The sequence below is a fragment of the Martelella sp. AD-3 genome (genome assembly GCF_001578105.1).
GTDB lineage: Bacteria > Pseudomonadota > Alphaproteobacteria > Rhizobiales > Rhizobiaceae > Martelella.
In genome coordinates this window covers 1-21,985 of the sequence record NZ_CP014275.1, presented here as the reverse complement: position 1 = coordinate 21,985, position 21,985 = coordinate 1, and the positions used below count along the sequence as shown (strand labels likewise).

The 21,985-nt window shown below is 62.7% G+C and carries 20 protein-coding genes and 1 riboswitch; of the genes, 10 read left to right on the top strand and 10 right to left on the bottom strand.

Going from position 1 to position 21,985, the window contains the following annotated elements:
- Positions 1–86: 86 nt before the first annotated feature.
- A riboswitch (cobalamin riboswitch) is annotated at positions 87–287 on the bottom strand.
- Positions 288–369: 82 nt separating this feature from the next.
- The 8 genes from pncB to AZF01_RS00065 all read right to left on the bottom strand — a co-directional run bounded on the left by pncB (position 370) and on the right by AZF01_RS00065 (position 9,526).
- The gene (gene pncB, locus AZF01_RS00100; protein WP_024708405.1) at positions 370–1,674 is read right to left on the bottom strand and encodes a nicotinate phosphoribosyltransferase; all 1,305 of its coding nucleotides are present in this window, start codon (positions 1,672–1,674) and stop codon (positions 370–372) included.
- 235 nt (positions 1,675–1,909) lie between these two features.
- The gene (locus AZF01_RS00095; protein WP_024708404.1) at positions 1,910–2,146 is read right to left on the bottom strand and encodes a hypothetical protein; all 237 of its coding nucleotides are present in this window, start codon (positions 2,144–2,146) and stop codon (positions 1,910–1,912) included.
- A gap of 39 nt (positions 2,147–2,185) precedes the next feature.
- Positions 2,186–2,407 carry a hypothetical protein gene (locus AZF01_RS00090; protein ID WP_024708403.1) on the bottom strand — a complete coding sequence of 74 codons (222 nt, stop codon included), beginning with the start codon at positions 2,405–2,407 and terminating at the stop codon, positions 2,186–2,188.
- An 87-nt stretch (positions 2,408–2,494) separates the two neighbouring features.
- Positions 2,495–3,454: a glyoxylate/hydroxypyruvate reductase A gene (locus AZF01_RS00085; RefSeq protein ID WP_024708402.1), complete on the bottom strand. Its 960-nt coding sequence runs from the start codon at positions 3,452–3,454 to the stop codon at positions 2,495–2,497.
- A gap of 56 nt (positions 3,455–3,510) precedes the next feature.
- Positions 3,511–5,130: an ABC transporter ATP-binding protein gene (locus tag AZF01_RS00080; RefSeq protein ID WP_024708401.1), complete on the bottom strand. Its 1,620-nt coding sequence runs from the start codon at positions 5,128–5,130 to the stop codon at positions 3,511–3,513.
- Positions 5,127–6,266 carry an ABC transporter permease gene (locus tag AZF01_RS00075; protein ID WP_036237226.1) on the bottom strand — a complete coding sequence of 380 codons (1,140 nt, stop codon included), beginning with the start codon at positions 6,264–6,266 and terminating at the stop codon, positions 5,127–5,129. Before AZF01_RS00075 ends, AZF01_RS00080 begins: the two co-directional genes overlap by 4 nt.
- Position 6,267: 1 nt before the next feature.
- Positions 6,268–7,365 carry a microcin C ABC transporter permease YejB gene (locus tag AZF01_RS00070; protein WP_024708399.1) on the bottom strand — a complete coding sequence of 366 codons (1,098 nt, stop codon included), beginning with the start codon at positions 7,363–7,365 and terminating at the stop codon, positions 6,268–6,270.
- A 346-nt stretch (positions 7,366–7,711) separates the two neighbouring features.
- Positions 7,712–9,526: an extracellular solute-binding protein gene (locus AZF01_RS00065; protein ID WP_024708398.1), complete on the bottom strand. Its 1,815-nt coding sequence runs from the start codon at positions 9,524–9,526 to the stop codon at positions 7,712–7,714.
- A gap of 156 nt (positions 9,527–9,682) precedes the next feature.
- On the opposite strand from AZF01_RS00065, the gene mepA reads away from it, so the two are divergent.
- From mepA to phnN, 10 genes are all read left to right on the top strand, one after another.
- Complete coding sequence (mepA, locus tag AZF01_RS00060) at positions 9,683–10,699, top strand: penicillin-insensitive murein endopeptidase (protein ID WP_024708397.1); 1,017 nt, start codon at positions 9,683–9,685, stop codon at positions 10,697–10,699.
- A 240-nt stretch (positions 10,700–10,939) separates the two neighbouring features.
- Positions 10,940–11,965, top strand: coding sequence for a glucokinase (locus AZF01_RS00055; protein ID WP_024708396.1), 1,026 nt, complete (start codon positions 10,940–10,942; stop codon positions 11,963–11,965).
- A gap of 206 nt (positions 11,966–12,171) precedes the next feature.
- Positions 12,172–12,759 carry a TetR/AcrR family transcriptional regulator gene (locus tag AZF01_RS00050; RefSeq protein WP_024708395.1) on the top strand — a complete coding sequence of 196 codons (588 nt, stop codon included), beginning with the start codon at positions 12,172–12,174 and terminating at the stop codon, positions 12,757–12,759.
- A 190-nt stretch (positions 12,760–12,949) separates the two neighbouring features.
- Positions 12,950–13,810 carry an SDR family NAD(P)-dependent oxidoreductase gene (locus AZF01_RS00045; RefSeq protein WP_024708394.1) on the top strand — a complete coding sequence of 287 codons (861 nt, stop codon included), beginning with the start codon at positions 12,950–12,952 and terminating at the stop codon, positions 13,808–13,810.
- Between the two features lie 137 nt (positions 13,811–13,947).
- The gene (gene dapB, locus AZF01_RS00040; RefSeq protein ID WP_024708393.1) at positions 13,948–14,775 is read left to right on the top strand and encodes a 4-hydroxy-tetrahydrodipicolinate reductase; all 828 of its coding nucleotides are present in this window, start codon (positions 13,948–13,950) and stop codon (positions 14,773–14,775) included.
- A gap of 27 nt (positions 14,776–14,802) precedes the next feature.
- Positions 14,803–15,438, top strand: a complete 636-nt coding sequence (locus tag AZF01_RS00035; RefSeq protein WP_024708392.1) for a 2,3-bisphosphoglycerate-dependent phosphoglycerate mutase — start codon at positions 14,803–14,805, stop codon at positions 15,436–15,438.
- A 96-nt stretch (positions 15,439–15,534) separates the two neighbouring features.
- Entirely contained in the window at positions 15,535–15,951 is a 417-nt protein-coding gene (gene fosX / locus AZF01_RS00030; protein ID WP_024708391.1) for a FosX/FosE/FosI family fosfomycin resistance hydrolase, read from the top strand.
- A gap of 136 nt (positions 15,952–16,087) precedes the next feature.
- On the top strand, positions 16,088–16,792 hold the full coding sequence (locus AZF01_RS00025; RefSeq protein ID WP_024708390.1) for a DUF1045 domain-containing protein: 705 nt from the start codon (positions 16,088–16,090) through the stop codon (positions 16,790–16,792).
- Positions 16,789–17,931 carry an alpha-D-ribose 1-methylphosphonate 5-triphosphate diphosphatase gene (locus AZF01_RS00020; RefSeq protein ID WP_024708389.1) on the top strand — a complete coding sequence of 381 codons (1,143 nt, stop codon included), beginning with the start codon at positions 16,789–16,791 and terminating at the stop codon, positions 17,929–17,931. The genes AZF01_RS00025 and AZF01_RS00020 overlap by 4 nt, the downstream gene beginning before the upstream one ends.
- Before the next feature lie 3 nt (positions 17,932–17,934).
- Positions 17,935–18,492 carry a phosphonate metabolism protein/1,5-bisphosphokinase (PRPP-forming) PhnN gene (gene phnN, locus AZF01_RS00015; RefSeq protein ID WP_036237223.1) on the top strand — a complete coding sequence of 186 codons (558 nt, stop codon included), beginning with the start codon at positions 17,935–17,937 and terminating at the stop codon, positions 18,490–18,492.
- A gap of 4 nt (positions 18,493–18,496) precedes the next feature.
- Here phnN and AZF01_RS00010 read toward each other — a convergent pair whose 3' ends face one another.
- On the bottom strand, positions 18,497–18,841 hold the full coding sequence (locus AZF01_RS00010; protein ID WP_024708387.1) for a multidrug efflux SMR transporter: 345 nt from the start codon (positions 18,839–18,841) through the stop codon (positions 18,497–18,499).
- Between the two features lie 38 nt (positions 18,842–18,879).
- Complete coding sequence (polA, locus tag AZF01_RS00005) at positions 18,880–21,831, bottom strand: DNA polymerase I (protein WP_024708386.1); 2,952 nt, start codon at positions 21,829–21,831, stop codon at positions 18,880–18,882.
- Positions 21,832–21,985 lie beyond the last annotated feature (154 nt).

Below are 21,985 nucleotides of genomic sequence, written 5' to 3'. Positions count from 1 at the left end.
TCGCGGTCCTGTCCCGTCGGCGGCAACATCGTTTCGAAATGTCACCGCGACGGCAGACCGCGCCAAAACAAGAACCCCGTGTTCCGGCATGGGTGACGGGATCAGGCAGGTCTCCTGGCTTCCGCGTCATCGCCCTTGTTTCCGTCTTCCCGGGCAAACCCAGTGACATCATGGAAACGGCTCTGCGGCTACAGTTGCGGGGGCAGCCACGGATGAGGCAAAAAGCCCTGTCCCGTGTTCCCTTTTCATCCGTTCGTCAGAACGGAACCTGATCCGCGCGCAATCTATGCGGCGGCGCATTGCCAAGTCAATGACGCCAGACGCGCGAATTGCGGGGATAAGTTCGATCTATTGCCTTTCGGTCAGGCCTCAGACCAGGACCGGCTGCTCGTGCATGTCTTCCGAGCCGAAAAACTTCAGGTAACGCTCGACTTCCTTCGGGTCGCCGGTCGCCTTTTGCGGATTGTCGGAAAGCTTGACCGCCGGACGGCCGTTGGCGTCGGAGACCTTGCAGACGATCGAGATCGGCTTCAGCCCGCCGACGCGGTGCGGCGCGCAGCCGATGAAATCATTGGTGAGGTTGGTGCCCCAACCGAAGCTCATGCGCACCCTGCCCTGGAAATGCTTGTAGGCCTCGATGATCGCATCCACGTCGAGCCCGTCGGAAAAGATCAGGATCTTCTCGCGCGGGTCGCGACCCATCTTCTTCCACCAGTCGATGATCTTCTCCCCGCCCTCGATCGGCGGCGCGCTGTCTGGCCGGAACCCCGTCCAATCGGCGACCCATTCCGGTGCATTGCGCAGGAAAGCCGTTGTGCCATAGGCATCCGGCAGCGCGATCAGGAGATTGCCGCCGTAAAGCTTGTTCCAGTCCTGCATCACCTTGTAGGGCGCGGCCGCGAGCGCCTCGTCGGTCTCGGCAAGGGCTGCGGCAACCATAGGAAGCTCGTGCGCATTGGTGCCGACGGCCTCCAGATCGGTATCCATGGCCAGAAGCACGTTGGAGGTGCCGGTAAAGGCCTGGCCGATCCCTTCCTTCAACGCCTCCACGCACCAGCGCTGCCACAGGAAGGAATGCCGCCGCCGCGTGCCGAAATCGGAGATCCGAAGCCCTTCGAGCGCGGCCAGCCTTTCCACTTTCGCCCACATCTTGGCTTTCGCGCGGGCATAGGTGACATCGATGGTGAAGAGGCCGAGATCCTTCATCGTTGCGCGCGAGCGCAACTCGTTGATGATGCACAGCGCCGGGATTTCCCACATCGTGGTTTCCATCCAGGGACCGTGAAAATCGAGCTGATACTGGCCGTCGCGCTTGGTCAGTTCATATTCGGGCAGGCGGAAATTGGCGAGCCAGGTGAGGAACTCCGGCTCGAAAATCTGCGAGCGACCGTAAAAGCTGTTGCCCGCGAGCCAGATCATCTCTTTCTTCGTAAGCCTGATCCCGCGCGCGTGGTCAAGCTGCTCGCGCAACTCCCCTTCGTCGATCTCCTCGGCAAGGCGCACCGAGGTCGTTCGATTGATCAGCGAAAAGGTCGCGTTGACGTCCGGATAGAGTTTCCAGATCATCTGCAGCATCAGGAGCTTGTAGAAGTCGGTATCCAGCAGGCTGCGGATGATCGGGTCGAGCTTCCAGCTATGGTCGTAGACCCGCGTTGCAATATCGGTCTTCGGCATCGCTCTTCGGCCTTTCGAGCCGCCCCTAGCGCATCGGCCCAAAAATCGGAATCGATTTTCGGAAAGCACGATGCGTAGATTCAATAGGTTAGAGCGTCCTTTGTGCGTCCGAATGGACGCACGGCGCTCTAAGGCGGAAAAAACGCTGGAAAGGGCTTTCATGTCGCCCTTTCGGGCCCATGAAATAGCTGCAAAGACGATGAAAAGTCCAGAGCCGTTGTGCTCGAACTGAGATTTACTGCCCTGCTGCCGCCTCCGTCTGCGCGGCATCCTCGGTCACCGTTTCGACCGCCGGGTCGCCCCCGCGCGGCGCAAAGAGCTCAACCGCGCCCCACACCAGAAAGGCCAGAACCAGTCCGGCCGCCAGGATGGCCAGCACCGGCCGGCCGCGTTCCGAATGCCGCGCTTCCGTCGGGGTCAGATCGACTTCCACGTCTTCGGGCCGGCTGCCGGTCTTCTTCTTCTCAACCATTGTCTTCCTCCCGTCTCATTGTTTGTGGGGAAGGATCAATCAACCCGCGCCGGGCGCGCCGAACAGCCACGAGGCGCCGCCCCAGATCAGCACCACGGCGACCATGACGGCGATGATGACCATGATCACGCCCTGGCCGCGGTTGAGATGCCGCTTCTCGGTCTCGGGCACGCGGGTGTCGTCCTCGCTCTTCTGCGGATAATTGTCCTCGCCCGGATATGTGACAGGGCGGCCTTCCTTCGGATCGAAATGCGTCGTCATGTCGTTCTCCCTGGCCTCCGCACGAGGATCGGCGGAGGGTTTTCTTCGGGGAGGAAACGTAAGGCCGCGGGTCTTTGTTCCCCCGGCTCAGTAGCCGGCGGCGCGGTTGACCACATGCTGCAGCGGCTCGCCCGCCTCGAAACGGGCGATCTGGCGTTCCACATGGGCAAACAGCGCCCTGACATCGGTATCGGAGGCCACATGCGGCGTGACGACGACCCGCTCATGCGCCCAGAGCGGACTTGTCGCGGGCAGCGGCTCGGTTTCGAACACATCGAGCGATGCGCCGTGGAGGACGCCCTCATCCAGCGCGGCGAGAAGATCGGCCTCGACCTGCGAACCGCCGCGCCCGGCATTGATCAAGACGGGGCTCCCAAGCGGACCGGAACGGCGGAGCTTTTCAAACAGCGCGCGACTGAAGATGCCGGCCGTCTCATCGGTCAGCGGCAGGAGGCCGACCAGAATGTCGGTTCCGGACAGAAAGTCATCGAGGCCTCTGGCATCGAAACACTCAACGCCATCGATTTCCTTCTTTCTCCGCGACCAGCCGATCACGTTGAAGCCCATGATCTTCAGCTTCGCCGCGGCGTCCTGCCCCAGGACGCCGAGCCCCATGATGCCGACGGTGAAGTCTCCGGCTTCGGCAGGCGGCAGCGGTTGCCAGTCTTTCTCGGCCTTCAGACGGGCATAGTCCGGCATGCGGCGGGCATGATGGAGACATTGCAGCACCACATACTCGCTCATCCGCCGGGTCAGCGAGGGATCGACGAAGCGCACGAGGGGGATATCCGGCAGACCCTGAAGCGCCAGCACCCGCTCGACCCCCGCCCCGCCGGAAAAAAGCACTTCCAGATTGGGCGCGCGCGAAAACAGATCATCATCCGGCTTCCACAAGACGCCATAGCGGCAATCGGAAAGATCGCGGCCCTTCGTTTGCGGATCAGCGAGATCGATCACCGGCCGGTCGGAAAAGAAAGACCCAAGCGCTTCGACGATCATGGCGCGGCCGGAGAATTTGAGGTCGACGAGGACGGGGGCTTTGGGCATCGGGACTTCCTTTGGGCTCGGCGTAATGGTCAAGCTTGCGTCGTGCGCAAAAACGCTCAATCCGCCTCCACCGGCTCGATATCGAAGGCGGCGGCAAGCAGCGCCTTGGTGTAATCGGCCTTCGGGTTTTCGAACACGTCCGCCGCCGGGCCGCGCTCGACCACTTCGCCGAAGCGCATGACGATGATCTCGTTGGCGAGCGCACGCACGACCTTCAGGTCATGCGAGATGAACAGATAGGCGAGATTGTGCTTCTTCTGCAGGTCGGAGAGAAGGTCCACCACCTGCGCCTGCACGCTCATGTCCAGCGCCGAGGTCGGTTCGTCCAGCATGACGAAGCGGGGCTTGAGCACCATGGCGCGGGCAATCGCGATCCTCTGGCGCTGGCCGCCGGAAAACTCGTGCGGATAGCGCCAGCGGGTCGCGGCGTCGAGGCCGACCTCTTCCAGCGCCGCGCCCACCCGCGCCTCGCGCTCGGCCAAGGTGAGCGAGCGCTCGTGGATCTTCAGTCCCTCGGCGACGATCTCGCCCACCGACATGCGCGGCGAAAGCGAGCCGTAAGGGTCCTGAAACACGATCTGCATCGCTTCCCGGAGCGGCTTCATCGCCTTGAAGGAATAGGCATTGATATCCTTGCCGACGAAGGCAATCCTGCCTTCCGAGGCGATCATCCGGGTCAGCGCCAGACCAAGCGTCGTCTTGCCGGACCCCGATTCGCCGACAACGCCAAGCGTCTCGCCGGCGCGCAGCTTCAGCGAAATGCCGTTGACCGCCTTCACATGGTCGACCGTCTTGCGCAACAGTCCCGTTTTCACCGGAAACCAGACCTTGACGTTTTCGGCCTCGACCACGACCTCGCGGTCGGGATCATGCGCCGGCGGCTCGCCCTTCGGCTCGGCGGCGAGCAGGTGCCTTGTGTAGGCATGCTGCGGATTGTCGAAGATCTCGGCAACCGGCCCGTGCTCGACGATCTTGCCGTCGGTCATCACGCAGACCCGGTCGGCGAACTTGCGCACGATGCCGAGATCATGGGTGATGAACAGCATCGACATGCCGTGATCGCGCTGCAGGCTTTTCAGAAGCTTCAGAATCTGCGCCTGCACCGTCACATCGAGCGCCGTGGTCGGCTCGTCGGCAATCAGCAGCTTCGGCCGGTTGGCAAGCGCCATGGCGATCATCACGCGCTGGCGCTGGCCGCCGGAAAGCTCGTGCGGGAAGGCGCCGAGCCGCTTTTCCGCCTCGCGGATGCCAACCTCGTGCAGCAGTTCGAGCACCCGTTTGCGCGCCGGCGCGCCGGTGAGCCCCGCATGCAGCGCCAGCGTCTCGCCCACCTGTTTTTCAACCGTATGCAGCGGGTTCAGCGAAGTCATCGGCTCCTGGAATATCTGGGTGATATCGCCGCCGCGCACCTGTCTCAAAGTCCGGTCATCGGCCTTCAAAAGATCGCGGCCCTCAAACAGGATTTCCCCGCTTGGGTGGCTGGCGGCGGGATAGGGCAGAAGGCGCAGCACCGAGGCCGCCGTCGCCGATTTTCCGGAGCCCGATTCGCCCACCAGCGCCACCACTTCACCCGGGTTGATATCGAAGGAAATTCGATCGACGGCGAGATTGTCGACCTCGCCCTGACGAAAGGCGACGGAGAGGTCACGAACGGAAAGAAGCGGCGTCTGGTTCATTGGAAGGTCTTCCTCGGGTCAAACGCATCGCGCACCGCCTCGCCGACGAAGACCAGTAGCGACAGCATGATCGACAGCGTGAAGAAGGCGGTGATGCCAAGCCACGGCGCCTGCAGATTGCTCTTGCCCTGGTTCACCAGTTCGCCGAGCGAGGGCGAGCCCGGCGGCATGCCAAACCCTAAGAAATCAAGCGAGGTCAGCGTCACGATCGCGCCCGACAGGATGAAGGGCACGAAGGTGAGCGTGGCGACCATGGCATTGGGCAGAAGATGGCGGAACATGATGGTGCCATTGCCGACGCCGAGCGCGCGCGCCGCCCGCACATATTCGAAATTGCGCGCCCTGAGGAACTCGGCCCTGACGACGGCAACGAAGCTGACCCATGAGAACACCAGCATGACGCCGAGCAGCACGAAGAAGCCGGGCGGAAGGATCGCCGCGATGATCAGCAGGATGTAGAGCGTTGGCAGCGACGACCAGATTTCGATGAAGCGCTGCATCAGAAGGTCGACCCAGCCGCCGAAATAACCCTGCACGGCGCCGGCCGACACGCCGATAACGGCGGAAAAGCCGGTGAGCAGCAGGCCGAACAGCACCGAGATGCGGAAGCCGTAGATCACCCGGGCGAGCACGTCGCGGGCAAGGTCGTCGGTTCCGAGCCAGTCCATGTTGCCGAGATTGCAGCCCGGGTCGTTGGCGCCCTCGGGGTAGCCGGCGCAGCGTTCCTCCTTGCTCATCAGCCAGAAGGGCGGGGTTGGCGCCGAATAGGGCACGTTGGAATTGATGGTGCGATAGGAATAGCGGATCGGCGGCCAGATCATCCAGCCATTGGCCTCGATCTCGTCCTGGATGAAATCGGAGCGATAATCAGTGACCGCGAGAAAACCGCCGAACTTCTCCTCCGGATAATCGACGAGCACGGGCAACAGGATCTCACCCTGGTAGGAGGCGATGATCGGCTTGTCGTTGGCGACGAATTCGGCGAACAGGCTGATGATGAAAAGGAACAGGAAGATCCACAACGACCAGTAACCGCGCCGGTTGGCCTTGAAATTCTTCCACCGTCGCGCGTTCATCGGCGAAAGCCAGCCGGTCTTCGGGCGTTTTGCCATGTCTTCGGATGTGAGATCGCTCATGTCACACATCCCTCTTTTCGAAGTCGATGCGCGGATCGATCCAGGTGTAGATCAGGTCTGAAACAAGGCCGATGAACAGCCCGAGAAGTGAGAAAATGTAGAGCGTGGCAAAGACCACCGGATAGTCCCGATTGACCAGCGAGAGATAGCCGAGGCGGCCGAGCCCGTCGAGCGAGAACACATTCTCGATCAGAAGCGAACCTGTGAAAAAGGCGAGGATGAACGAACCGGGAAAGCCGGCAATCACGATCAGCATCGCGTTGCGGAACACGTGGCCGTAGAGCACCTTTCTCTCCGAAAGCCCCTTGGCGCGGGCGGTGATCACATATTGCTTGCCGATCTCGTCGATGAAGGAATTCTTCGTCAGAAGCGTCGTCGTGGCGAAGGAGGAGACCGAAAGCGCGATCAGCGGCAGGGTCAGGTGCCAGAAATAGTCGATCGGCTTCTGCCACCAGGGCAGTTCGGAGAAATTATCCGAGACGAGGCCGCGCAGCGGAAACCAGTCGAAAAAGGAGCCGCCGGCAAACAGGATGATCAGCAGGATGCCGAGCAGGAAGCCCGGAACGGCAAAGCCGATGACGATGATGCCCGAGGTCCAGACGTCGAAACGCGAACCGTCCCTCACCGCCTTGCGGATGCCGAGCGGAATGGAGACGCCGTAAGACAGCAGCAAGACCCATATGCCCAGCGAGATCGACACCGGCAGCTTGTCGATGATGAGGTCGATGACGGAAGAATTGCGGAAGAAGCTGTCGCCGAAATCGAAGGTCAGATAGTCGCGCATCATCAAGAGAAAGCGCGTCAGAGGCGGCTTGTCGAAGCCGAACTGGGCCTCAAGATCGGCGATCAGTTCCGGATCGAGCCCCTGGGCGCCACGGTAGTTCGATGACGAGGCGCTGTCGAACCCGTCCATCGCCATGCCGGCGTCCGAACCGCCGGAGATGCGGCTTTCCGCGCCGCCGCCCTGGCCGTTCAGCTCCGCGATCACCTGTTCCACCGGGCCGCCGGGGGCAAACTGCACGATGATGAAGGAAATCGTCATGATGCCGACCAGCGTCGGGATCATCAGCAGCAGGCGGCGAAGGATATAGGAGCCCATTACGACACGCTCCGGGCGGGCGGGCATGACCGCGCGTTCTGTGCCAGCCGAAGGGTTTCACCCCTCTCTGCCCTGCCGGGCATCTCCCCCTCAAGGGGGGAGATCGGTGTGAGGCTAGGTGGATGCGCAATCGAAGGCTCCACGTAGATAGAACCGGCCACTCCCCAAGACAAAACGATCTCGATGCGAAGATCCTTCCCTCCAGCAATCTCCCCCCTTGAGGGGGAGATGTCGCGAAAGCGACAGAGGGGGGTGAACCGCCACCTCGAATTCGGGGTCCCGTCTCTACGTCGCCGCCTACGAAGCCGCTGTTCACGCCGCCCGATCACGCCACCAAACTGCACCCTCATTTAGCCTCCGTCGACCACCAGGCGGCCGGGAAATCAAGGCCGTATTCGGGAAAACCGGGATGCGCGATCGTGTTCCAGTAGGCGATGCGGTAGTCCTTGGAATAATAAAGCGGGATGACGAAATCATGGGCCAGAAGAACGCGGTCGAGCGCCTTGGTGGCGGCCACCAGCGTATCCCGGTCATCGGCGAACACGATCTTCCCGATCAGCGCGTCGACGCCGGGGTCCGAAACACCGGCATAGTTTTCCGAACCCGGCTGATCCACGGAGCGTGACCCCCAGTAATTGAACTGCTCGTTGCCGGGGCTCAGGGACTGAGCCCATAATTCCCAGATCATGTCATAGTCGAAATCATTGACCCGGTTCTGGTACTGAGATGTGTCGACCACGCGGACGGATGCATCGATGCCGAGTTTGCGCAGGTTCTCGACATAGGGGAGCACGACGACCTGAAGCGAAGGATTGTCGAGCAGGATCTCGAAGGAGAACGGCTCGCCGGTCTCGGCATTGACCATCTGGCTGCCGCGGCGCTCGAAACCGGCCTCTTTCAAAAGCTGGAAGGCCTTCTGCAGATTGGCCCGCGATTCGGCCTCCGTGCCGCCGACGGGCAGCTTGCTGGCGGTATTGAACACTTCCGGCGGCACCAGATCGCGCACGCTCTCCAGAATCTGAAGCTCTTCGCCCTGCGGCAGGCCGGAAGAGGCGAGATCGGTTCCGAACCAGTAACTGTTATTGCGCGAATAGGCATCGCTCAACTGATTCTTGTTGATGGTCTCGAAATCGAAGGCGTAGATCAGCGCCTCGCGCACCCTCTCGTCATCAAAGGGCGCGCGGCGGTTGTTGGGCACCAGCGCCTGCATGATGCCGGTCTTGCGCAGGGGATTGGGCACCGCCTCGCGCTTGACCTGGCCGTCCTTGACCGCCGGGAAATTATAGCCCGTCGCCCAGCGCTTGGCCCGCGTCTCCACCCAGAAATCGAAGGTGCCGGCGCGAAACGCCTCGAAGGCGACATCGAGATCGGCGAAATAGAGAAAGTTCACGGAACCGAAATTGTTGCGGCCGACATTGACCGGCAGGTCCCGGCCCCAGTAATCGTCCCGAAGACGATAGGTGATCGAGGAGCCGGGATTGACCTCCGCGATCTCGTAGGGCCCGGATCCGACGATCTTGTCGAGCGTGCTTGCGGAAACGTCGCGGCCGTCCTCGAACCAGTGTTTCGGCAGCACCATCAGCTGTCCGACGATCTGCGGCAGTTCCCGGTTTCCCGTTTCGTCGAAGCTGAAGGTCACCTCGCGCTCGCCCGTCACTTCCGCGCTGACCACGTGGCGGTAGTAATTGGCATACATCGCATTGAGTTCCTTCAGCCGTTCGAAGGAAAACACCACGTCCTCGGCCGTCACCGGCTCCCCATCGGAAAAACGGGCCTCGGGATTGAGCCTGTAGGTGACGAAGGAAAGATCCTCCGGAACGCGGAAACCCTCGGCGAGCAGGCCGTATTGGGCATCGATCTCATCTTCAGCCGGCGTCATCAGGGTCTCGAAGACAAGGCTGAGGCCGGCGGCTTTCGAGCCGCCATAGGGTATGGGATTGAGCGAATCAAAGGTGCCGGTGGCATAGTATTTGAGTTCGCCGCCCTTCGGCGCATCCGGATTGACATAATCGAAATGGGAGAAATCCGGACGGTATTTCGGCGTTCCGGTCAACGCCGAGGCATGTTGCCATTCACCGCCGCTTTCCTGAGAAAATGCCGCCGGCGCCAGGCCGGACGCGCCTGCGATAACCCAGGCAGCAACCGAGATCGTTTTCCACATGGTTTCAGCCTTTTCCGTTCTTGCTTTTCTCGTTATCGCGACAAGAATAAGCAAATATCGACCCGGGTGCACAAGTGTCGTTTTCGTAAGGCGGCAACGGGGCAGGTCGCAGGGCACGCCGGGAAAGCGCCAAACGCCGGCTTGAGGGAGCTCATGATGCATTGGATGAAGGCATTTGCCGCCGCCCTGGCGCTTGCGGCGTCGGCCCCTTTGGCCGCGGCCCAGGATTTTCCGCCGCCTGCGAAAATCCTGTTCGCCTCCGAAACCGCGCCGAGCGCCGGTCCGCCGCAATCCTTCGGTTTTTACACGAAAGGCTGCATCGCCGGGGCCGAGGCGCTGCCGATCGACGGGCCGAACTGGCAGGCGATGCGGCTTTCGCGCAACCGCCGATTCGGCCATCCCGACACGATCGCGCTGATTGAAAGGCTGGCAAGCGATGCCGCTCAATATGACGGCTGGCCCGGGCTTCTGGTCGGCGACATCTCGCAGCCGCGCGGCGGGCCGATGCTGTCGGGCCACGCCTCCCATCAGGTCGGGCTCGACGCCGATATCTGGCTGAACCCGATGCCCGACAGGCGTCTCAGCCTGCGCGAGCGAGAAGACATTTCCGCCGAATCGGTCCTGAAGAACGACGGAACGCTGTTCGTCGATCCTGAAAAGTTCACGCCCGCCCACGCCCGGCTGATCATGCGGGCGGCAAGCTATCCGGAAGTCCAGCGCATCTTCGTCCACCCGGGCATCAAGAAGGCAATCTGCGACGGCTGGACCGGCGACCGCTCGAATCTGGCCAAGGTGCGGCCCTATTACGGCCATCACTACCACTTCCACATCCGCCTGTTCTGCCGCGACGGCTCGCCCGAGTGCAAGGCGCAAAACGCCGTCGACATGAAGGACGACGGATGCGGCGATCATCTGGACTGGTGGCTTTCCGACGAACCCTGGGCGCCGGCGGAACCCGCCCCGCCGGCAAAGAAGCCGGAACAACCGGCGCCGAAGCCGACGCGGCCCGCCTACACCATTCTCTCCGACCTGCCGGCGGCCTGCGCCGGCGTACTGGAAGCGCCTGCTCCCTCGCCCCTGCCGGCCGCCGCCCTCACGCCGAACATCCCGCTGCCGCCGTTGGCGCCCTGGCCGGAGATCGGACCGGTTCCGCAACCGCGCCCGGCGGGATGACGGCGGTTGCGGCAACAAACGGCGTTGCCTGCCCATCGGCAACGCCTTTCAAAGCGCTTTGAGTTGTTGTATGTACGACGGGCCGTCCGCGCTTCGATGACCAGATTGCAGAAAACGCGCCGACAGCTCGCGATTGCCCTTCCGATTTGACGGATGCGGTTGCAAAATCGCCAAACTGGATGCACAGACTGCGCCAGATATTGACAGAAAGCCCGGGACAGGGCGGAACGCGGAAACATCATGGCTAAAACCCTCAGCACCTCGGACCCTCTCTCCTTTCCCATCCTGATCGGCGATATCGGCGGCACCAATGCGCGGTTCTCGCTGCTGGTTGACGCCTATGCCGAGCCGCGCGAGTTCCCGATCGTGCACACGGCCGACTTCCCGACCGTCGACGCGGCCATACAGGCAGGCGTGATGGACAAGACCGCGCTGCAGCCGCGCAGCGCCATCCTGGCCGTCGCCGGGCCCATTCGCGGCGATGAAATTCCGCTGACCAATTGCGACTGGGTGATCAAGCCGAAGGACATGATCAGCGCGCTCGGGCTCGAGGATGTGGTGATCATCAACGACTTCGAGGCCCAGGCGCTGGCGATCGCCAACATGCCCGACGAGTTCCGCGAGCCGATCGCGCCGCGACCGGACACGATGGTCGCCTCGCGCGTCGTGCTCGGTCCGGGAACCGGCCTCGGCGTTGCCGGTCTCGTCCATGCCGAGGAACGGTGGATTCCGGTTCCCGGCGAAGGCGGTCACATCGATGTCGGCCCGCGCACGGAGCGCGATTACCAGATTTTCCCGCACATCAAGACCATCGAGGGCCGGGTGGCCGCCGAGCAGATCCTGTGCGGACGCGGCATGGTCAACCTCTATAACGCCATCTGCGCCGCCGACGGCATCGAGGCCAAGCCCTATGAACCCAAGGATGTCAGCCATGCCGGCCTCGACGGCTCCGACCCGCAGGCTGTCGAGACGCTGTCGCTGTTTGCCACCTATCTCGGACGCATTGCCGGCGACATGGCAATGGTGTTCATGGCGCGCGGCGGCGTTTATCTTGCCGGCGGCATTTCGCAGAAAATCCTGCCAGCGCTGAAAAAGCCGGAATTCCGCGCCGCCTTCGAGGACAAGGCGCCGCACAACGCGCTGATGCAGGCGATCCCGACCTATGTCGTCACCCATCCGCTTGCAGCGCTTGCAGGCCTTGCAACCTACGCCCGCACGCCGCTGCGCTTCGGCCTCGCGCTTGCTGGCCGCCGCTGGCGAGACTGAGCGCATCCGGGGGGAAGCGCAGCGCCGTTCCACGCTCCGACCGGTCGGACGGCAATCCTCCGGACAGATCCGGCGACGGATCGAACGCGTGCTTCCGGTTTGACAGGCCGAACCCTCGCACATTTTTTTTCAGGATAGGCCTCTTGCGGAAAGAGCCGTGCTTTCCATATTAATGAGTGACTACTCAATCAATATTCGGAATTGCCATGGCCCGTCCCGCCAGCGAAGAAAAACGAACAGCTATCCTCGACGCCGCGACGGAGCTTGTCGCGACAAGAGGCACAGGCGCGTCCACGGCCAAGATCGCCAGGAAGGCCGGCGTGGCCGAGGGTACGGTCTTTACCTATTTCGCCACCAAGGAGGAACTGCTCGGCGCCCTGCTTCTGGAGATCGAGGGGGCTCTTGCGGGCGCCCTGCTGAACGAACCGCTCCCCGGCGACGGCGGACGCGAGGACATGCAACATTTCTGGAACCGGCTGATCGACTGGGGTTCCGCCAATCCGCGTCAGTGGCGCACGCTCAAACGTCTCAAGATCTCCAGCCAGGTGCCCGATCATGTGCGTGTCCAAGGCGAGCGCCTTTTCGATGAAGCGACGGCGCTTATTGCCCGCGCCCTCGCCCGGCAGGCAGGGGAAGGCGTCAGTTTTCGCTATGCGGGCCTGATCATGAACGCAATCGCCGAGGCGACCTTCGACGCCATTGCCGACGAACCGCGGCAGAGCGAAATCCTGAAGCAGCGCGGTTTCGCCATATTCTGGTCCGGCATCGCCGCTCTTGCAGAGACCGGCCAGTAACGGCATCGCCGATAGAGGCCGCTTCCTGCGCCCGAAACCATCCGCCATTACGCCGTTGGCGACAGCGACGTATGAACCCGACCGAGGTCGGCCAAGCCTCCGGCCTTGCCGGAACCCAATCGGGACGGAACGCCCGAAACATCGTCAAGAATAATGAGTGCCTAATCACTTATTTAACAGGAGAAGTACAATGTCCAAAGTCTGGCTTATCACCGGTAGCGCCCGTGGCCTCGGGCTTCACATCGCAAGAGCCGTGCTGGAAGCCGGCGACCGGCTTGTCGCCACCGCACGCAATCCGGACCGGCTCACGCCGCTCCGCGCGGAATTCGGCGATCGCGTCGCGACCTTCGCGCTCGACGTGGCCGACCCGACGGCAGCCCAGGCCGCGGTCGATTTTGCCGCCGATACGTTCGGCCGGCTCGACGTCCTGGTCAACAACGCCGGTTTCGGCCATTTCGCGCCCTTCGAACAGACCGATCCGGACCATTTCCGGGCCCAGGTCGAGACCAATTTCTTCGGCGTGGTCAACATGACCCGCGCCGTCCTTCCCGTGATGCGGCTCCAGCGGTCCGGTCACATCATCAACATCTCGTCGGTCGGCGGACGCATGACCGGGCCGGGCATGGCCGCCTATCAATCGGCGAAATGGGCCGTCAGCGGCTTTTCAGAGATCATCGCCAAGGAAACCCGTCATCTCGGCATCAGGGCGGTTTCGGTCGAACCCGGCGGCATGCGGACCGAATGGGGCCAGATCGCTCGCGGCGATGCGCCCGGGCTGATGGAAGACTATGCCCCTGCCATGGGCGCAATGAAGGCGGCTCTCGAACAGGTCGTCGGCAACGAGATCGGCGACCCCGACAAGATCGCCGGCATCATTCTCGATCTTGCGGAGCGGAGCGACGTTCCCGAACACCTTCTCCTGGGAAGCGACGCGGTGGAGCTGCTGAAAAAGGCCGAAGAGGGCCGCCGGAAGGAAGCGGAAACATGGGAGAGCGTGAGCCGCTCGACCGATTGCGGGAACGCGGACCTTTCCTTCCTGAAATACATCTAGGGACCTTTGCCTGGCGCATCAGCGACAACCGATGCGCCATGCTCTTTTCATCCGCGAGCGCTTCCAATAAGGTCTCACTGACTTCGCCGCGCGTTCAGCGCGGCGCAAACAGATCTGAAGCAATATCAGGAAGAAGCATGACCAGTCCGGCAATGAAACTCGTCGTCGTGGGCGCCAGCGGACGGATGGGACAGACCCTCATCCGTGTGATCAGCGAAACCGAGGGCGCGGTCCTTCACGCCGCCGTCGACCGTCCGGAAAGCCCCGCGCTCGGCAAGGACGCCGGAGAACTGGCAGGCGTCGGCGCGCTCGGCGTGCCGGTAACCGACGATCCGCTGAAGGCCTTTGTCGATGCCGAGGGCGTGCTCGATTTCACCGTTCCCGCTGCATCGGTCGAATATGCCGGGCTCGCGGCACAGGCGCGCATCGTCCATGTGATCGGCACGACCGGGTTTTCGGAGGATGACGAGACCCAGATCAAGGCGGCCGCCCGCCATGCCCGTATCGTCAAGTCCGGAAACATGTCTCTGGGCGTCAACCTGCTTGGCGAACTGGTCAAGCAGGCAGCCGCAGCGCTTTCGGCAAAGGGCTGGGATATCGAGGTTCTCGAGATGCATCACCGTCACAAGGTCGACGCGCCGTCCGGCACGGCCCTTCTTCTGGGCGAGGCGGCGGCCGAAGGTCGCGGCATTTCGCTGAAGGAGAATGCCGTGAAGGTGCGCGACGGGCATACCGGCCCGCGCGCGGAAGGCACGATCGGTTTTGCCACGCTGCGCGGCGGTTCCGTGGTCGGCGAGCACTCCGTTCTTCTGGCCGGCGAAGGCGAAACGGTCAGCCTCTCCCACAAGGCAACCGATCGTTCGATCTTCGCCCGCGGCGCGGTTCAGGCGGCCCTTTGGGGCGCGGACCAAAAACCAGGGCTATATTCCATGCTCGACGTGCTCGGGCTTTCGAAAACACATTAACCCAAGATCTGACGAAGGAAGACTGTCATGAGCGGAACACTGGTTCTCGTGCGTCACGGCCAAAGCGAATGGAACCTGAAGAACCTTTTCACCGGCTGGAAGGACCCGGACCTGACCGAGCTCGGCATCAAGGAAGCCACCGCCGGCGGCAAGGCGCTCGCCGAAGCGGGCATGAAGTTCGATATCGCCTTCACCTCGGCCCTGACGCGCGCCCAGCACACCTGCAAACTGGTCCTCGACGAGGTCGGCCAGGCCGATCTCGAAACAATCCGGGATCAGGCGCTGAACGAGCGCGACTATGGCGATCTCGCCGGTCTCAACAAGGATGACGCCCGCGAGAAATGGGGCGAGGAACAGGTCCATATCTGGCGCCGGTCCTATGACGTGCCCCCGCCCGGCGGCGAGAGCCTGAAGGACACCGGCGCGCGCGTGTGGCCCTATTACATGCAGGAAATCCTGCCGCGCGTTTTGCGCGGAGAAAAGGTGCTGGTCGCCGCCCACGGCAACTCGCTGCGCGCCCTCGTCATGGTGCTCGACCGCCTGAGCCAGGAGGAGATCCTGAAGCTCAACCTCGCCACCGGCGTGCCGATGGTCTACACGCTCAACGCCGATTCCACCGTCGCGGACAAGAAAGTCCTCGGCGACATGTCCGGCGCGCACTGAGCAGGGCCCATCTCCGGCGGAATTTGAGGGCGGTCTTCGGATCGCCCTTTTTGTTTTTCAGGAATGGCTGGCACGCAACAAAAAAGGGGAATGCCGATGATTGAAGGCCTTTCACACATGACATTCATCGTCTCCGACCTTGAACGCATGAGCCGCATTCTGGAAGGCGTCTTCGATGCGAAGCAAGTCTATGCGAGCGGCGACCACACCTTCTCGCTCTCCGAGGAGAAATTCTTCCTGATCGGCGATATATGGGTGGCGATCATGAAAGGCGATCCCCTTCCCGCGCGCAGCTACAATCACATCGCCTTCAAGATTGCCGAGGAGGACTTCGACCGCTATCGCGCACGCATTGACAAGCTCGGCCTCGATCTCCTTCCGCCGCGCCCGCGCGTTGAAGGCGAAGGCCGGTCGCTCTATTTCCACGATGACGACAACCACCTTTTCGAGCTTCATACCGGCACGCTTGAGCAACGGCTCCGGCGCTATGCGGCCGACAGCGAACCGAGATAAGATGGTAAATTGCCGAAGACGGAACATCCTGCCCGCCTTTGGCATTCATTGCTTTGAGGGTTCGTCCGGCTTGCAAAGGCTGGCGAATCCCGTCACGTTCGACTTCATACTCAAGGTCTTGTCCGAGGAAATCGGTTTGCGATACGCCATTTATTTCACGCCCCCCGCAGACGATCCGCTGACCGTCGCCGCCAGCCGCTGGCTGGGCTATGACGCTTTTTCGGGCGAGGAACGCCCCTACCCCGACAATATCGCGCTTCCTGCCGGACGCATGAGCGCGGTGACGGCGGCTGCCGCCCGCTACGGCTTTCACGCGACCATGAAGGCGCCATTTCGCCTGGCGGAAAACATCTCGCCGTCGGCGCTTGAGGCGACCTTCGACGTGTTCTGCCGCAACCGCAGGCCGGTTACCATTCCCGAAATCACGCTCGGACAGCTCGGCAAGTTCTACGCCCTCATGCCGGCCAGCGAATACGCAGAGCTGCAGGCCTTTGCCGCCGATGTCGTCGAGCATTTCGAGCCGATGCGCGCGCCGCTTCTGAATGACGAGATCGCGCGGCGCAAGCCCGAGACGCTGACCGAGGCCCAGCGCGACAACATGATCCGCTGGGGCTATCCTTACGTCTTCGACGAATTCCGTTTTCACATGACGTTGACAGGCCCGGTGACCGGCACCGATACGCATGTGATCGAAACGGCGGTCCAGGATTATTTCGGTCCCTATACCGGCAAGCCGCTCGAGATCGGCGGTCTCGGCCTGTTTGTCGAGGAGCGGCGCGGCGCGCCCTTCACCATCAGGCGGTGGCAGCCGCTCTCCGGCGTGAGCGAGCAAGAGGCATGAGCACCGAAACCGTTTTCACCAATGCCCGGATCGTGCTTGAGGACAGGGTTGTCGACGGCACGCTTGTGATCCGCGACGGAGAGATCGCCGAGATTTCCGAAGGCAATGTCGGCGCCGGGGAGGATTTCGGCGGCGACCTTCTGATCCCCGGTCTCGTCGAGCTCCATACCGACCACCTGGAAGGCCATTATGCGCCGCGTCCCGGGGTGCGCTGGAACAAGACCGCCGCGATCCAGGCGCATGACGCGCAGGTCGCGGCCTCGGGCATCACAACCGTCTTCGATTGCCTGCGCATGGGCTCCGACGACACCGACGGTTTCGAGGCGGGCGAGATGCGCGCCATGGCGGACGCGATCATCGGCGCCGAACGGGAAGACCGGCTCAAGGCGCAGCACTTCCTGCACTTGCGATGCGAGGTCTCCGCCGCCAATGTCATGGAGCATTTCGCCACCTTCGAGAAAGAGCCGCATGTGCGCCTGGCCTCGATGATGGACCACGCGCCGGGTCAGCGGCAGTTTGCCGACATCCAGCAGTACCGGCGCTATTACAAGCCCAAGCGCGATCTTGACGACGACGCCTTCGAGCGCTTCATCGCCCGCCGGCAGGCCGCCTCCGAGGCCTATGCCGATAAGCATCGCAGGATGATTGCCGATCACTGTTCGAAGAACGGCATCTCGATCGCCAGCCATGATGATGCGACGGTAGCACATGTTCAAGAAGCCATTGGGCTTGGCGTGCGGATCGCGGAATTTCCGACAAGCTTCGAAGCGGCGAAGGCCTCGCACGCAGCCGGGCTCTCGGTGCTGATGGGAGGACCGAACGTCGTGCGCGGCAAGTCCCATTCCGGCAACATCGCCGCGCGCGACCTGGCGGCAGCCGGCGTGCTCGACGTGCTGTCGTCGGATTACGTGCCCTTCAGCCTGTTACACGCGCCCTTCATCCTTGCCGGCGACGAGGAAGCCGGGGTCTCGCTGCCCCGGGCCATTGCCATGGTGACGGCAACGCCGGCGAAAGCCGCCGGCCTTGACGATCGCGGCCGCATCGCGCCGGGCCTGCGCGCCGATCTCGTCCGCGTCCGGCCCACCGGGGACGTGCCGGTCGTGCGCGCCGTCCTGCGGGCGGGAAAGCGCGTGGCCTGACGCATGGGCACGACCGGCAGGATCATCGTCGTCGTCGGCCCGAGCGGCGCAGGCAAGGACAGCCTGATCGGCTACGCGAAAACCGCCTTTTCCGGCCACCCGAATGTTCGCTTCGTCCGCCGGGTCATCACACGCCCCTGCGATGGCGCGACGGAAGACCATGCCTCGATGACGCCGGAAGCCTTTGCCGCCGCACGGGACGCCGGCGGCTTTGCCGTGACCTGGGCGGCTCACGGACTGGAATACGGTATCCCCGCCGAGCATCGCGCCTTTGTGGAGTCAGGCGGCGTCGCCATTGCCAATGGTTCACGCCCGGCGCTATCGCTGTTTGACAAGGTCTTTGCCGCGATGACCGTGGTCAATGTCACCGCAAGGCCGGAAATCCGGGCCGAACGCCTTCAGGCGCGCGGACGCGAGAGCCGTGAGGAAATCCTCGAACGCCTCGCCCGATCGACCATGGACGTCCATGGCGATTTCGATGTCGTCAACATCGACAATTCAGGCGCACTCGCCGAGGCCGGCGAAATGCTGGTGCGGGTGATCCGGGACAGTCTCGCCTGAAGCTTCAGTGTCCGGCGGCGTTTGAGAAGAGGTTCATCACCACCACGCCGCCGACAATCATCGCGATCCCGACCCAGGCGGCGATATCGAGATTCTGGCGCAGGACGAGCACGCTGACGGCGGCCGTCAGCACGATGCCGAGACCGGCCCAGATGGCATAAGCCACGCCGAGCGGGATCGTCTTCAGCGCCTGCGACAGGCAAAAGAAGGCGATGAGGTAGAACACCGCCACGCCGATCGTCGGCAGAAGACGGGTGAAGCCGTAGGATTTCTGCAGAAGCGTCGAACCGATCACCTCGCAGACGATCGCAATTCCAAGAGCGCCATAGGCGGCCAGCGCCGGGTTCATCTGATATCCTTTTCCATAAACGAGCCTGGTCCGCGCACTCAATGCGCCTCGTCCCAGTTATGCGCGGCGCGGGCATCGACCTTGAGCGGCACGGCCATGGAAACGGCCGGCATCGCGGCATTTTCCATGACGTCGACGATCAGCCTTGTCGCCTCATCGACCGCCCCATCCTCGACCTCGAAGATCAGTTCGTCATGCACCTGCAGCAGCATCTTCGCCTTGTCGCCAAGCCCTGCAGCGGCAAGTTCCGGCTCGATGCGGATCATCGCGCGGCGGATCACATCGGCGGCCGAGCCCTGGATCGGCGCATTGATGGCGGCGCGTTCGTTGAAGCTGCGGACCTGATGGTTCGACGACTTGATTTCGGGGTAATGAATGCGCCGGCCAAAGATCGTCTCGACATAGCCCTTGTCGCGCGCCTGGGCCTTGGTTTCTTCCATATAGTCGTTGATGCCGGGGAAGCGCTCGAAATAGCGCTTGATGTAATCGCTGGCCTCCGAGCGCTCGATGCCGAGCTGGTTGGCGAGGCCGAAGGCGGAAATGCCGTAGATGATGCCGAAATTGATGGCTTTCGCCCGCCGGCGCACTTCGCCCGGCATGCCCTCCACCGGCACGCCGAACATTTCCGACGCCGTCATCGCGTGAATGTCGATGCCATCGGCAAAGGCCTGCTTCAGCTGCGCGATATCCGCCACATGGGCAAGCACGCGCAATTCGATCTGGCTGTAATCGGCGGACAGCAGCTTGTGGCCCGGATTGGCGATGAAGGCGGTTCGAATCTTGCGGCCTTCCGCCGTTCTCACCGGAATATTCTGCAGGTTCGGCTCCGATGAGGCGAGCCTTCCGGTCGTGGTCGCGGCCAGCGAATAGGAGGTGTGGACGCGCCTGGTCTGAGGGTGGATATAGCCCGGCAGCGCATCCGTATAGGTCGATTTCAGCTTGGTCATCTGCCGCCAGTCGACAATCCGGCTTGGCAGCGGAATGCCCTGGGCGGCGAGATCATCGAGCACCTGAACGGCGGTCGACCATTGTCCCGACTTGGTCTTCTTGCCGCCGGGAAGCCCCATCTTGCCGAAGAGAATATCGCCAAGCTGCTTGGGCGAGCCGATATTGAATTTTTCGCCGGCCAGCTCGTAGATCTCCTCTTCAAGGCCAGCTGCCTTTTGCGCCAGTTCGCCCGAAAGCCGGGAGAGGATCTGCCGGTCGACGGAGATGCCGCGCTCTTCCATGCGCGAGAGCACCGGCAGAAGCGGACGTTCCAGCCGCTCATAGACGGTCGCGACATGTTCGGCGGCGAGGCGGGGCTTCAGCACAAGCCAGAGCCTCAGCGTCACATCGGCATCTTCGGCCGCATAGGCCGTCGCCCTGTCGATCTCCACATGATCGAAGGTCACCATATTGCGCCCGGAACCTGCGACCTCCTTGTAGGGGATCGGCTGGTGACCGAGCCAGCGTTCCGAAAGCGCGTCCATGCCATGCGCGCCCATGCCGGAATCGAGCGCGTAGGAGATCAGCATGGTGTCGTCGAAATTCCTCACCGTGATGCCATGGCGCAGCATCACCAGATAGTCATATTTGAGGTTCTGGGCGATCTTCAGCACGCCCTCGTCCTCAAGCAGGCCCTTGAGCGCCGCCAGCGCCGTATCGAAATCGATCTGGCCATCGGCAAGCCCCCCGCCCAGAAGATCGTCCTGGCCGGCCTTGTGGGCGAGCGGCACATAGGCCGCGCGCACGGCCTTGCCGGCATCCGGCTCGTCCTCGTCATGAAGCGCCAGCGAAAAACCGACCAGTTCGGCCTGCATGGCGTCAAGCGAGGTGGTTTCGGTGTCGAAGGCGCAGAGCCCTTTTTCGCGCGCGGCTGCAATCCAGCCTTCAAGCGTTTCGGGATCGCGGATCGTCTCGTAGGAGGAGCGATCGATCGGGACCGCGGCAAAGCGGGCGGCACGGGCGGCGGCGAGCGCAGCCGGCCCGGAGGCTCCGCTGTCCGGCGCAGGCTTTTCGTCTTCCCTGGAAGCAGCCTCGCCCGGATCGAGATCCGGCCCGTGGGCCTTCTCGCCCCACTCCACAGTGACGGAGACCGGTTCGATTTCCGCGGCTTCAGCGCCCGTCGCCTCGGCGACGCGCCGCGTCAGCGAGTTGAACTCCATGGCCTTGAGGAAGGAAACGAGCTTCGGCCCGTCCTGTTCTTCCAGCACCAGCGCGTCAAGCGGCAGCTCCACAGGACAATCGCGCTTCAGCGTCACCAGCTTGCGCGAGACCAGCACGAGCTCCCTGTTGGCGATGATGTTTTCCCGGCGCTTCTTCTGCTTGATCGTCTCGGCATTTTCCAGAAGGTTGTCGAGATCGCCGAATTCCTCCAGCAGGGTCGCGGCCGTCTTCGGGCCGATGCCCGGAACGCCCGGAACATTGTCGACCGAATCACCGGTGAGCGCCTGCAGGTCGATCATCTTCTCCGGCGGCACGCCCCATTTCTCGATCACTTCCGGCACGCCGATCTGCCGGTCCTTCATGCCGTCATACATATGCACCTTCGGGCCAACGAGCTGCATCAGATCCTTGTCGGAGGATATGATGGTGGCGTCGCCGCCGGCCTCCACCGCCATCTTCGCATAGGTGGCGATGATGTCGTCGGCCTCATAGCCCTCGATCTCGATTGAGGGCAGGTTGAAGGCCCGCGTCGCCTCGCGGATGAGCGAGAACTGCGGCACCAGATCCTCCGGCGGCGGCGGCCGATGAGCCTTGTATTCTGGATAGATTTCCTTGCGGAAGGTCTGCGAGGAATAATCGAAGATCACCGCGAGATGGGTCGGCGTCACGCCAACCGATGTGTCGCGCGCCGAGGTGAGCAGCTTCCACAGCATGTTGCAGAAACCGGACACGGCGCCGACCGGCAGCCCGTCAGACTTGCGCGTCAGCGGCGGCAGGGCATGGAAGGCCCGGAAGATGAAGCCGGAACCGTCGATAAGGAAAAGGTGATCGTCTTTTTTCATGCTGGAATGCATAGCCCGGACGGCAAAAAAGGTCCATCGCCAAGCCGGATTTCACCGCCGAATCGCAAAGCTTCGCGCGGGAGGATCATCAGAAAAAGCCCGGTCGTTTAATCAGATTACCGATTTGTAACGAAATGCGCGGCGGTTTCCCTTG